The organism is Solimicrobium silvestre, from assembly GCF_002976435.1.
Taxonomy (GTDB): Bacteria; Pseudomonadota; Gammaproteobacteria; order Burkholderiales; family Burkholderiaceae_D; genus Solimicrobium; species Solimicrobium silvestre.
The window spans coordinates 178,544-190,819 of the sequence record NZ_PUGF01000004.1 but is presented as its reverse complement, the minus strand read 5'-3'; the positions used below and the strand labels follow the sequence as shown (position 1 = coordinate 190,819).

The window sequence follows — 12,276 nt, the reverse complement described above, 5'->3', positions numbered from 1 at the left end:
ACATGTCTCGAGTAGGTAAAATGCCGATTGCACTGCCAGCAGGTACGGAAGTATCTATTTCAGCAGCGCAAATCGTAGTTAAAGGCCCAATGGGTGAGTTGTCCCAAGCCTTGAATGGTCTGGTAAAAGTTGCTAATGACAATGGTTCATTGAAGTTTGAGCCAGTTAGTGATGCTCGCGAAGCTAATGCGATGACTGGCACATTACGTGCCTTGGTCAACAACATGGTAAGCGGCGTAACTAAAGGCTTTGAGAAAAAATTAAACTTGGTTGGCGTTGGTTATAAAGCGCAAGCACAAGGCGATAAATTAAATTTATCTTTAGGTTTTTCTCATCCAGTAGTTCATTCGATGCCTCTTGGCGTAAAGTGTGAAACACCTACGCCGACTGAGATCCTGATTAAAGGGATTGATCGTCAAAAAGTGGGGCAAGTTGCCGCCGAAGTTCGTGCATATCGTCAACCTGAGCCGTATAAAGGCAAGGGCGTTCGTTATGCTGATGAGGTGGTTGTGCTCAAAGAAACCAAGAAGAAGTAATAGGGGTTGACGATGGACAAGAAACAATCACGTCTGCGCCGCGCACGTCAAACCCGTGCCAAGATCGCAGAATTAAAAGTGAATCGCCTGGCAGTGCATCGTACCAATTTGCACATTTATGCCAACATTATCGGACCAGATGCAAAAATATTAGCATCTGCTTCGACATTGGAAGCATCAGTTCGTGCAGAATTGGCCGCAGCATCTGGCAATGGTGGCAACGTTGCAGCAGCTACTCTGGTTGGCAAGCGTGTCGCTGAACAAGCATTAAAAGCAGGGGTTACCGAAGTTGCATTTGATCGCTCCGGTTTCCGTTACCATGGTCGCATCAAGGCGCTTGCAGAAGCTGCCCGTGAAGCTGGCTTGAAGTTCTAAGGAAAATTCGTCATGGCAAAAATGCAAGCGAAAACAGCGTCCGATAAACCAGATGATGGTATGCGCGAAAAAATGATCGCGATTAACCGTGTAACCAAAGTGGTTAAGGGTGGTCGTATCATGGGCTTTGCAGCGTTGACCGTTGTTGGTGACGGCGATGGCCGTATCGGTATGGGTAAAGGAAAATCGAAAGAAGTTCCTGTCGCTGTACAAAAAGCAATGGAAGAAGCTCGTCGTAAAATGATTAAAGTAACGTTGAAAAACGGTACTTTGCAACACACTGTTACTGGTCAGCATGGCGCATCGAAAGTGATGATCATGCCAGCTAAAGAAGGTACTGGTGTTATTGCTGGTGGACCAATGCGCGCAATTTTCGAAGTAATGGGAATTGTTAACGTGGTTGCTAAGTCAAACGGCTCAACTAATCCATATAACATGGTTCGTGCCACATTGGACGGTTTGTCCAAGATGAGTACTCCATCGGAAATCGCTGCTAAACGCGGCAAATCCGTTGAAGAAATCCTCGGCTAAGGTGATCGAAATGACAAAGACAGTTAAAGTAACTTTGGTCAAAGGTTTGATTGGCACACGCGAATCTCACCGTGCCACTGTACGTGGTTTGGGGTTGCGTCGTATTAATTCAGTTTCTGAATTACAAGACACTCCATCCGTACGCGGCATGATCAATAAAGTCTCGTATCTTGTGAAGGTTGTATCGTAAGCCGCAAGGCTTGCGATCGGAGCAAATTATGGAATTGAATAGCATTCAGCCAGCTGATGGCGCAAAACACTACAAACGTCGTGTTGGTCGCGGTATCGGTTCTGGTTTAGGTAAAACATCGGGACGTGGTCATAAAGGTCAAAAGTCCCGTACTGGCGGTTTTCACAAAGTCGGTTTTGAAGGCGGTCAGATGCCTTTGCAACGTCGTTTGCCAAAACGTGGTTTTAAATCACTGGCAACTCCGTTCAAAGCAGAAGTTCGTTTGTCACAACTCGATTCTTTGCCAATCGCAGAAATCGATATGTTGGCGTTGAAACAAGCTGGCATGGTTCCTGAACTTGCCAGAGTGGTACGCGTCATCTTGTCTGGTTCTATCACTAAAAAAGTGACATTGACAGGCTTGATCGTGACTAAAGGCGCTAAAGCTGCTATTGAAGCAGCCGGCGGCTCAGTCGCTTAATGCACATACTGGAGCAATAATTGGCGACAACTCCTCAGCTAGCTAAAGGCGCTGCCAGCGGTTTTCCTTGGGGAAGACTGTGGTTTTTATTGTCAGCATTGGTGGTGTATCGGATAGGTACACATATTCCAGTGCCAGGCATAGACCCAGCGCAATTAACGCAACTGTTTAATCAGAACTCAGGTGGTATTCTGGGTATGTTTAATATGTTTTCAGGAGGTGCTTTATCGCGCTTCTCTGTACTTGCACTGGGTATCATGCCGTATATTTCGGCGTCAATTATTATGCAATTGATGTCGATAGTTTCTCCGCAATTGGAAGCGCTTAAAAAAGAAGGCGAATCTGGTCGTAGAAAAATTACCCAATATACACGTTATGGAACTTTATTTTTGGCTGCATTTCAAGCCTTTGGTATTGCAGTAGCGTTAGAGCACCAGGCAAACCTGGTTATTGATCCAGGAATGGCGTTTCGTTTAACGACAGCAGTTACTTTGGTAACTGGAACAATGTTTTTGATGTGGTTAGGTGAACAGATTACTGAACGTGGTTTAGGTAATGGTATTTCTATTATTATCTTCGCCGGTATTGCTTCTGGTTTGCCTAATGCTGTCGCTGGTTTATTTGAGTTGGTTCGTACGGGTTCAATGAATCCATTCTCAGCAATGTTGATTTGTCTTATTGCTGCAGGCGTAACTTATCTGGTTGTGTTCATTGAACGCGGTCAGCGCAAAATACTCGTAAACTATGCTAAGCGTCAGGTAGGTAACAAGATTTATGGTGGGCAAAGTAGTCATTTGCCGTTGAAGCTAAACATGGCAGGCGTAATTCCTCCAATTTTTGCTTCCTCTATTATCCTGTTTCCGGCTACTATTACTGGTTGGTTTGTTTCAACTGGAGATAACTCACCGTTTATGCGATTCTTAAAGGATTTAGCATTGTCGATGGGGCCTGGTGAACCGATTCATGCGTTGTTGTATGCAGTAGCTATCGTATTTTTCTGCTTCTTTTATACTGCATTGGTATTTAATAGCAAAGAAACAGCCGATAACCTGAAGAAGAGTGGTGCGTTTGTGCCAGGAATCAGACCAGGGGATCAGACAGCGCGCTATATCGATAAGATATTAATGCGTTTGACTTTGGCAGGTGCTGTTTATATCACGCTAGTTTGTTTGCTACCTGAGTTTTTAGTTGCGAAATGGAAAGTACCATTCTCTTTTGGTGGTACATCTCTGTTGATTATCGTAGTTGTAACAATGGATTTCATGGCGCAAGTTCAAAACTATGTCATGTCTCAGCAATATGATTCATTACTTCGTAAAGCAAACTTCAAGGGCGGAATTTCTTCACGGTAACGTGAGGGAATATAGACAAGAATGGCAAAAGACGACGTAATTCAGATGCAAGGCGAGATTCTTGAGAATCTACCAAATGCAACATTTAGAGTAAAGCTTGAGAATGGGCATGTTGTGCTAGGCCATATTTCTGGGAAAATGCGGATGAACTATATTCGTATTCTTCCAGGCGACAAGGTGACGGTTGAATTGACACCTTATGATTTAAGCCGGGCGCGTATCGTGTTCCGTACCAAGTAACTTTATTAGTAAAACCAAGTAGTATTAGCAAAGAGGGCAACAAAATGAAAGTTCTCGCATCAGTTAAGCGGATATGCCGCAATTGCAAGATCATCAAGCGCAAAGGTGTGGTTCGTGTTATATGCATTGAACCGCGTCATAAACAGCGTCAAGGTTAATTTAACGTTATTGATCGAGGAATAACGAATGGCACGTATCGCAGGGGTTAATATCCCAAATCATCAGCATACCGTAATCGGCTTAACAGCTATCTATGGTATTGGACGTCCACGCTCAGAAAAAATCTGTGCAGCAACGGGTGTATTGACCAATAAAAAGGTCAAAGATCTGGACGATAACGAATTAGAGAAGCTGCGCGATGAGATTGCAAAATTCATCGTTGAAGGTGATCTTCGTCGTGAAGTCTCCATGAGCATCAAGCGATTGATGGATCTGGGTTGTTACCGTGGAATGCGTCATCGCAAAGGCTTGCCTTGCCGTGGACAACGCACACGTACTAATGCGCGTACCCGTAAGGGCCCACGTAAAGCAGCTCAATCGTTGAAAAAATAATCCGTGTTAGTTTAGTTAGTCACTTTGTGGCTTAACTAAGCTAACGGGTTCAAGGAATCAATTATGGCAAAAGCACCAAATAACGCAGCCGCCGCGCGCGCTCGTAAAAAAGTTAAGAAAAATGTTGCTGAAGGTATTGCACACGTACATGCATCCTTTAACAACACAATCATCACGATCACAGATCGTCAAGGAAATGCACTTTCCTGGGCAACTGCTGGTGGTGCTGGTTTTAAAGGTTCACGTAAATCGACTCCGTTTGCAGCTCAGGTAGCAGCAGAAGCCGCCGGTAAAGTGGCAGTTGAATGTGGCGTTAAAAACTTGGAAGTTCGCATCAAGGGACCTGGTCCTGGCCGTGAATCTTCAGTGCGCGCTCTGAATAACCTTGGTATCAAAATTTCTTTGATTCAAGACGTTACTCCAGTTCCACACAATGGTTGCCGTCCTCCAAAGCGTCGTCGTATCTAATACGCTGGAGTTGTTGGTCTTGTGATTTGCAAAGTTAGAGTTGATTTGGTAGTTTTATAAACTTACCAAACATAGCATCTAACTTTTTCACAGTTCTGACTGATTCAACTCGCACAGTAGTATCTTTCTAGCTTGAATAAAGTTAGAATACGACCCGCTTCGTTTTTAGCGGGTTTTGTTGTTAAGCCCACCGTTTGGATGTAGGTAGTCCAGACTAGCGCTGCAGAATTGTCTGTACAGCGTCATTTTTAAAGGAAATATTGTGGCACGTTATATTGGACCAAAAGCAAAATTGTCACGCCGCGAAGGCACTGACCTTTTCCTGAAAAGCGCACGTCGCTCTTTAGATTCAAAATGCAAATTAGATGTAAAACCAGGTCAACACGGTGCTAAATCAGGCGCACGTACTTCAGACTTCGGTAATCAATTGCGTGAAAAGCAAAAAGTTAAGCGCATGTACGGCGTATTGGAACGTCAGTTCCGTCGTTATTTCGCTGAAGCGGATCGTCGTAAAGGCAACACTGGTGAAACATTGTTGAAATTGTTGGAATGCCGTCTGGATAACGTTTGTTATCGTATGGGTTTTGGTTCAACACGCGCAGAAGCGCGCCAATTGGTGAGCCATAAAGCATTCACAGTTAACTCAATCGTTGTGAACATTGCTTCATACCAAGTTAAAGCTGGTGACGTTGTTGCTGTTCGTGAAAAATCGAAAAAGCAAGTTCGTATCGCTGAAGCTTTGTCTTTAGCTGAACAAATCGGCATGCCTTCATGGGTTTCTGTTGACGCTAAGAAAATGGAAGGTACTTTCAAGTCCGCTCCAGATCGTAGCGACATCGCTGCTGATGTAAATGAATCGCTAATCGTTGAATTGTATTCACGTTAATTAAAGTAGTAGTTTGTGGCCCTTTGAATTTTCAAAGGGCTTTTTTCGACATGCCATCAGCCTTATCGGTGTAATGAGCCGAGGGTATTGAAAAGGACATTTCATGCAAAACAGTTTGTTAAAACCACGTATTATCGATGTAGAAATGCTTGCAGCCGGTCACGCTAAAGTCGTGATGGAGCCGTTTGAGCGTGGCTATGGCCACACATTAGGTAATGCGTTACGCCGTGTATTGTTGTCATCGATGGTTGGTTATGCTCCAACTGAAGTGACGATTGCTGGCGTGGTTCATGAGTACTCCACATTAGATGGTGTACAAGAAGACGTTGTAGATATTTTGTTGAACTTGAAGGGTATTGTTTTCAAGTTGCATAATCGTGACGAAGTCACCCTGACATTGAAAAAAGATGGCGAAGGCGCGGTATTGGCTTCTGACATCGATCTGCCGCATGACGTAGAACTGATTAACCCAGATCACGTGATTGCAAATCTGACTGCCGGCGGTAAGCTGGACATGCAGATCAAGGTAGAAAAAGGCCGTGGTTATGTACCGGGTAACGTTCGTCGTTTATCAGAAGATGCTAACCGCACTATCGGTCGTATTATTTTAGATGCGTCATTCTCACCAGTTCGTCGTGTTTCCTACTCAGTTGAATCAGCTCGTGTAGAACAACGTACTGACTTGGATAAATTGATCATCAACATTGAAACCAATGGCGTGATCACTCCAGAAGAAGCGATTCGTCAATCAGCACGTGTTTTGGTTGATCAATTGAACGTATTTGCAGCATTGGAAGGTACTGAAGCCGCTGCAGAAGCTCCTTCACGTGCGCCGATGGTTGATCCTATTCTGTTGCGTCCGGTCGATGACCTGGAATTGACAGTACGTTCAGCTAATTGCCTGAAAGCAGAAAACATTTACTACATTGGTGACTTGATCCAGCGTACTGAAAATGAATTGCTCAAGACTCCTAATTTGGGTCGCAAATCATTGAACGAAATCAAAGAAGTTTTGGCTTCGCGCGGTTTGTCATTAGGTATGAAATTAGAAAACTGGCCACCTGCTGGTTTAGAGAAGTAATTTGTAGGGAATGAGGAAGATTTTACTCTTCCTCATTTTTTGTTTTGTAGTGAGCGGTACCGGCCCGCACTAAAGTTGATTTAGTGATAGAAGAGCTGGACTAGTTTAAAAATTTTATAAGGAAATATCATGCGTCATCGTCACGGCTTACGTAAGCTGAATCGTACCTCCTCACATCGTTTAGCGATGTTACGCAACATGACAGTATCTTTACTGCGTCATGAAGCGATTAAAACCACTTTGCCAAAAGCTAAAGAACTGCGCCGTGTTATCGAGCCGTTGTTGACTATGGGTAAAACAGACACATTGGCAAACAAACGTTTGGCTTTCTCACGTTTACGTGACCGCGAAATGGTTTTGAAATTGTTTGCTGAATTAGGCCCACGTTACGCAAATCGTAACGGCGGCTACCTGCGTATTTTGAAAATGGGCTTCCGTGTTGGCGACAACGCACCGATGGCTTACGTTGAATTGATGGATCGTCCAGAAATCACCGATTCAGAAGACGTAGTTACAGCAGAATAATTTCCGCTGAATAAGAAAAGCCAGGAATTTCCTGGCTTTTTTTTGGTCTATTGGATTCCGCTATACTATCGTCTTACGCGTTGTCTTTATATTTCAAGGTTTAACTTACATGTCACCTTTGCCACGTACTACCTCATCCAAAATTTTTGCTGTTTTAAATCAGTTGATCGTTAGTTTATTATTCTTATGTGGATTAACCAACGCAATTGCTGACACTGATTTTTTAGAGCCAGAACAAGCATTTCAATTTAGCAGTAAGCAAATTGCGCCAGATAGAATTGAAGTCACTTATCTGATCGCTGACGGTTACTACATGTACCGTGAACGTTATAAATTTGTGGCGATTGGCGCAACGCTAGGTGAGCCAATTTTTCCCAAAGGGCATGTTAAATTTGACGAGACATTTCAAAAAAATGTTGAAACCTTTACTCACTCGATCACTGTTCAAATCCCAATACTCTCAGTTGATACAGCACAGCCTAAATTCACCTTGATTTCACATGGTCAAGGATGCTCAGAACAAGGTTTGTGCTACGCACCGCTCGAATCAAAACAAACGTTTGATACAGCCAAATTCAAGTTCGAGTCAACTGCGCCACCCACAGCTGGTGGCGATGATTCAAACAAACTTCGCAACTCCTTACAAAGCGGCAGATTAATAATAATCATGCCGCTGTTTTTATTATTGGGCTTAGGGTTGGCATTCACTCCGTGTGTATTGCCCATGGTGCCTATCCTTTCATCGATTATTGTTGGCGAAGGCGCTTCCGTAGGACGGCAGCGTGGGCTGATTTTATCCCTCAGTTATTCGTTTGGCATGGCGATCGTGTATACCGCATTAGGTGTCGCTGCAGGATTGTTAGGTGAAGGATTGGCCGCGGCTTTGCAAAATCCGTGGGTGCTAGGTGCGTTTGGGCTGTTATTGGTGGGCTTGTCACTGTCGATGTTTAACGTATATCACTTACAAGTGCCGGCCTTTTTACAAAGCAAATTATCACAAGTATCTGATCAACAGCGTGCCGGAAAATTAATTGGCGTTTTCGTAATGGGTGCCATTTCTGCGTTGATTATCGGTCCGTGTGTAGCTGCGCCATTGGCCAGTGCTTTGTTATATATCAGTCAAACGCGGAATGTGCTGATTGGTGGTGCGGCTTTATTTTCAATGGCAATGGGAATGAGCGTGCCATTGATCTTGGTTGGCTTGTCGGCAGGCTCATTATTACCACGGGCCGGTCGTTGGATGGAGGCTGTTAAGCAGTTGTTTGGCGTGCTGATGTTGGCAATGGCGCTATGGCTGGTTTCGCCGGTGTTGCCTGTCTGGTTGCAGATGCTGGGATGGGCTACCCTGCTTATAGGCTATGGCGTGTTTTTGTTGCGTCATCGCGCCGTCCTTGGCAAAGCGGTGGCCCTAGCGTTGTGCGTGCTAGGTGGTATGGAATTGATCGGCGCAGCATCCGGTGGGCGCGATGTCTTTGCGCCGCTTTCTCATTTTTACAATCAGTCCGGAGCGCATATTCAGTTTGCACGGGTCAAATCGTTGGCTGAACTGGAGCACGCATTACAGGCGGCCAAGGTTCAAGGAAAACCAGTGATGCTGGATTTTTACGCGGATTGGTGTGTTTCTTGTAAAGAGATGGAGAAATTCACTTTTACCGATCAGCGGATACAAGCCAAGTTTGCCACGATGGTGTTGTTACAGGTAGATGTTACTGCCAACAATGAGGACGTTAAAGCACTGTTAAAACGTTTTAATTTATTTGGCCCACCAGGAATGATTTTCTTTGATTTGGATTCAAATGAAAGCGGCCGTGTGATTGGTTTTGAAAAGGCTGAAAAGTTCGTGACTTCGTTGGCTAATTTTGTAGTTGTGAAAGCGACTCCTTAATGAAGTAGATGCGACTAGTTCACCCAATAAAAAAGCACTAGGTGCTTTTTTTATTGGGTGACAAGGTGTTTTCAAACTTACGAAACAGCGTTGCTAATTGAAGATCTTGGTATCGGATTCACAAAAAACCACTGGGCAAATAACAGATTAGGGACCCAGCAAGCCCAGCTAATTATGGGATATACCTGCATAAAATCCATCTGCAACAAACCAAATGTAATGCCAAGATAAACTCTTAACGTAATCGCCGCCAAAGTTAGTGAGTAATTACGCATCATCCAATTGCGATGCGCTGCTATATCACCCTTGCGAATGGCCAGGTAAGCAAGCAATCCGGTTGCTAACCAAAGCAAAGCCATCGTGGCGAAACCTGATTTAGCTACCCAACCACCTGTTGCTACGACGGACATTTCCAACCCTGCGGTACCAGACATTAACACTGCCAATAAATACACGCGACCAGTCCAGCGATGAAATGCGGTGAACTTTTTGCGTAACCGCATATTCATCTGAAGTGCGCCGAGTACGATAGCTGCACTGCCACCTAGAAGATGAAAATAAAGCGAGGGAGCATGGCTGGCGAGTCTTTCTCGCAAGAAGGGTGGAACGTGCGTGCTCCAAAAAAGCAAATGGATGGTATAAGCCGCAACACCGACAGCCAGGAGCAGCATTAAACTCCAAAGCGATTTTCTTAACATTAACTTCATCATTCTCTCCTTAGTTAGGTAGTAATCCGAGGTCGCATCAGGTTTATCGCAATGAAGAATTACATCGATGTTAATTAACAAAACCACGCTTAACCCAACTTGAATAAGTTAAGCGTGGTTGAAGCATTGGTCTTAGAAGTTAGCCAGGAAATTAGTCATGTTTGGCACACCTAAGCCGGTTACATCGTTATAACCCACGCCAGCACTACATACACTGCAGCCGAGGTCAAAACCATTCGAGCCAGCGGTGATATTAGTTAACCCTGGGTTACTGCCTTGGGTGATTCTGGATTGATAAAGTAATCCATTAAAGCCACCGCTGGTGTTTTTAATTAACGTGGACAAAGATTGTCCTTTGTTACCTAAATATTGACCGAATAAGGCGCTAAAACCTGCCCAAATTGGTGAGCTGGCACTTGTTCCGCCGACCATCACCCATTGCTGTTTGTAATAAATCGATAGCGCACTGTGTTGACCATCCGCCACTGCTGACACATCCGGTACGGCGCGATAAGCGTTATTACTTGCAATGGCGGGATAGCTTGCTTGCCAATTTGGTAAGGCGAAGCCTGTCGACGTGCCGCCGCCTGAAAATTGCCAGCCGATTTCACTTTGACTACCCAAGCCCCAATTTAATGAATTAATTTGGGTGCCGCCTACTGCCGTGACATATGGAGAGGATGCTGGGTAGGCAAATCCACCGGGAGTGGTATAAAAATAATTCCCTGAGTCACCACTGCTAGCAAAAAAGATCATACCCAAGTTGGCTTGTGCTGTCGCAAAAGCGGTGTCTTCCGCTAGATATTCCGCTGGTTCTATTTGAGTAGCAGAAACAATTGGAGGGTTATCGGAGCCGCCAAAACTCATCGTCACCGCGGTTACATTAGGCAAGCTAGCAGCATAGGTGATAGCGGCTGACAGATCCGTTGATGAACTACTGTTTGCTGTAATTAAAATAATTTTAGCTTGTGGCGCAATAGCATGAACCATCTGCGTATCTAACTCTACTTCGATACCCCAATCATTGTTAGGGTCGACCGCAGCCCCATTTGAAAGATCTATTTGTTGAAAGCAAGGGTTGGCGCTGTTGCACTGTGGCAGATTAAAAAATTGGCTGTAAGTATTTAAATCGTCCAGCACATTGGCGCTACCTGGCGCATCAATAATGACAATTGTTTGACCTGCGCCATTTAAATTGGCTGGAACATTGTAATGTGACAGTAAATCTACTGGTGCTAAAGCACCGTTAATTCCATGTGCACCAAGGCCAAATAAATCGATTGAACTGACCGAATTGGTATTCCCACTTTGTGAACCTGTTACGCTGGCGCCGGTAATGATGCCCTGTTGAATACTATTAACCGCCGCCTGATTCATGGAGATCAAGTAATCAGTGGTGGTGCCATCGTTCATGTCGTAGTGATAAGCGACGCCACTTTTATGCATATACCCCATATAAATATTGCCGTCCAATTGGAAGTAAGTGCGATATAGCAACGTGGTCGGAATAGGATTATTAGCAATCCACATCGGTAAGCCTTGCACAGTCGTCATTGTGCCATCACTGTATGCTTCTTCCTCGGTGGGGTGCCCAGAACCTTCATCGAATTGCACAATCGGGAAGATCTGTGCAATTGTGCCACCAGCTTGGCATACCACTGTGGACGTAGTTGCCGTGGTCACGACGACATTCGAAAAGTTTTGGCAATTCTGTACGTAGTAGGTGTCCCCAACGCTGGTTCCTTGACGCTTGGTATAGACCGAACCGGGTTGCCATTTGGCATTTGCGGAAAAATTATTTGCTGAAATCCAATTGTTGATAGGTACGCTAGCTTGGAATTCATTGGCAGTGCTGCCCATAAATCCGGTCAATGGGACGGAGCTAAAATTACTAAATTGAGTACTCTGCGCTACGGTGACGCCATCATCTGCGATGTAATCGACTTGAATATTGCTACCTACATAACTAACTTTGCGCTGCGCCGTTGCACTGCGGGTTATTACTTGCCCACCGTTTAGATACACGGCAGGGCCGAAAGTAGGAGCTTGTAAGTTAACGTCTAAAGAAGTAACGACTGGGAGTTGAGTTTGCGCACCCTCAATGGCTGGCGACTTACTTAAACCGCCGGTGGAGTTAGAGGCAATGTAGTTTGCCCCATTGACTAAATTACCTCCGCCGTAGGGGAAGCTCCAGTCGACGGAATACGTGCCGCCTGAAAACTCCAGGCTTTCAAAAATCTGTTGGTTTTTGCTTAAAACGGCATTGGCAACGTTGATTCCTCCGCTACTGCTGTGGCCGCCACAAGCGCTGAGGGTTACTACTGAAGCTAAAACAATCAACCACTTAGTTGGTGTCATTGTTTCGAAATTGATTTTTAACATCCGAAATTGTTCTTTCATCTTATATGATTGTTAGCAGTACACTAAAAAGTAGCTCCTACAGCCCGTCAAGTTTGCACATAAACAAAATTGAGTTTTCGTTTATGCA

At 44.6% G+C, this 12,276-nt stretch carries 16 protein-coding genes; 14 read left to right on the top strand and 2 right to left on the bottom strand.

Going from position 1 to position 12,276, the window contains the following annotated elements; all coding sequences use genetic code 11:
- Nucleotides 1–2 precede the first annotated feature (2 nt).
- The 14 genes from rplF (at nucleotide 3) to dsbD (ending at nucleotide 9,081) form a co-directional block, all read left to right on the top strand.
- Complete coding sequence (rplF, locus tag S2091_RS06455; protein WP_105530975.1) at nucleotides 3–536, top strand: 50S ribosomal protein L6; 534 nt, start codon at nucleotides 3–5, stop codon at nucleotides 534–536.
- 12 nt (nucleotides 537–548) lie between these two features.
- On the top strand, nucleotides 549–911 hold the full coding sequence (gene rplR / locus S2091_RS06450; RefSeq protein ID WP_105530974.1) for a 50S ribosomal protein L18: 363 nt from the start codon (nucleotides 549–551) through the stop codon (nucleotides 909–911).
- 12 nt (nucleotides 912–923) lie between these two features.
- On the top strand, nucleotides 924–1,442 hold the full coding sequence (gene rpsE, locus S2091_RS06445) for a 30S ribosomal protein S5 (RefSeq protein WP_105530973.1): 519 nt from the start codon (nucleotides 924–926) through the stop codon (nucleotides 1,440–1,442).
- Between the two features lie 10 nt (nucleotides 1,443–1,452).
- Nucleotides 1,453–1,632 (top strand): 50S ribosomal protein L30, encoded by a 180-nt coding sequence (gene rpmD / locus S2091_RS06440; protein WP_207769646.1) that lies wholly within the window; start codon nucleotides 1,453–1,455, stop codon nucleotides 1,630–1,632.
- A gap of 28 nt (nucleotides 1,633–1,660) precedes the next feature.
- Entirely contained in the window at nucleotides 1,661–2,092 is a 432-nt protein-coding gene (gene rplO, locus S2091_RS06435) for a 50S ribosomal protein L15 (protein WP_105530971.1), read from the top strand.
- A 20-nt stretch (nucleotides 2,093–2,112) separates the two neighbouring features.
- Complete coding sequence (secY, locus tag S2091_RS06430) at nucleotides 2,113–3,444, top strand: preprotein translocase subunit SecY (protein ID WP_105530970.1); 1,332 nt, start codon at nucleotides 2,113–2,115, stop codon at nucleotides 3,442–3,444.
- A 21-nt stretch (nucleotides 3,445–3,465) separates the two neighbouring features.
- Nucleotides 3,466–3,684 (top strand): translation initiation factor IF-1, encoded by a 219-nt coding sequence (gene infA / locus S2091_RS06425; RefSeq protein ID WP_005663428.1) that lies wholly within the window; start codon nucleotides 3,466–3,468, stop codon nucleotides 3,682–3,684.
- A gap of 44 nt (nucleotides 3,685–3,728) precedes the next feature.
- Entirely contained in the window at nucleotides 3,729–3,842 is a 114-nt protein-coding gene (rpmJ, locus tag S2091_RS06420) for a 50S ribosomal protein L36 (protein WP_012081231.1), read from the top strand.
- A gap of 28 nt (nucleotides 3,843–3,870) precedes the next feature.
- On the top strand, nucleotides 3,871–4,236 hold the full coding sequence (gene rpsM / locus S2091_RS06415) for a 30S ribosomal protein S13 (RefSeq protein ID WP_105530969.1): 366 nt from the start codon (nucleotides 3,871–3,873) through the stop codon (nucleotides 4,234–4,236).
- Nucleotides 4,237–4,299: 63 nt separating this feature from the next.
- Nucleotides 4,300–4,704, top strand: a complete 405-nt coding sequence (gene rpsK / locus S2091_RS06410) for a 30S ribosomal protein S11 (protein ID WP_105530968.1) — start codon at nucleotides 4,300–4,302, stop codon at nucleotides 4,702–4,704.
- A gap of 262 nt (nucleotides 4,705–4,966) precedes the next feature.
- On the top strand, nucleotides 4,967–5,590 hold the full coding sequence (gene rpsD / locus S2091_RS06405) for a 30S ribosomal protein S4 (RefSeq protein WP_105530967.1): 624 nt from the start codon (nucleotides 4,967–4,969) through the stop codon (nucleotides 5,588–5,590).
- Nucleotides 5,591–5,693: 103 nt separating this feature from the next.
- Nucleotides 5,694–6,671, top strand: a complete 978-nt coding sequence (locus S2091_RS06400) for a DNA-directed RNA polymerase subunit alpha (RefSeq protein WP_105530966.1) — start codon at nucleotides 5,694–5,696, stop codon at nucleotides 6,669–6,671.
- Between the two features lie 129 nt (nucleotides 6,672–6,800).
- Nucleotides 6,801–7,196 carry a 50S ribosomal protein L17 gene (gene rplQ, locus S2091_RS06395; protein ID WP_105530965.1) on the top strand — a complete coding sequence of 132 codons (396 nt, stop codon included), beginning with the start codon at nucleotides 6,801–6,803 and terminating at the stop codon, nucleotides 7,194–7,196.
- A 109-nt stretch (nucleotides 7,197–7,305) separates the two neighbouring features.
- Nucleotides 7,306–9,081 (top strand): protein-disulfide reductase DsbD, encoded by a 1,776-nt coding sequence (dsbD, locus tag S2091_RS06390; protein ID WP_105530964.1) that lies wholly within the window; start codon nucleotides 7,306–7,308, stop codon nucleotides 9,079–9,081.
- Between the two features lie 77 nt (nucleotides 9,082–9,158).
- Here dsbD and S2091_RS06385 read toward each other — a convergent pair whose 3' ends face one another.
- Both S2091_RS06385 and S2091_RS06380 read right to left on the bottom strand, forming a co-directional pair.
- Nucleotides 9,159–9,791 (bottom strand): DUF2306 domain-containing protein, encoded by a 633-nt coding sequence (locus S2091_RS06385; RefSeq protein WP_105530963.1) that lies wholly within the window; start codon nucleotides 9,789–9,791, stop codon nucleotides 9,159–9,161.
- A gap of 129 nt (nucleotides 9,792–9,920) precedes the next feature.
- The gene (locus S2091_RS06380) at nucleotides 9,921–12,188 is read right to left on the bottom strand and encodes a S53 family peptidase (RefSeq protein ID WP_105530962.1); all 2,268 of its coding nucleotides are present in this window, start codon (nucleotides 12,186–12,188) and stop codon (nucleotides 9,921–9,923) included.
- Nucleotides 12,189–12,276 lie beyond the last annotated feature (88 nt).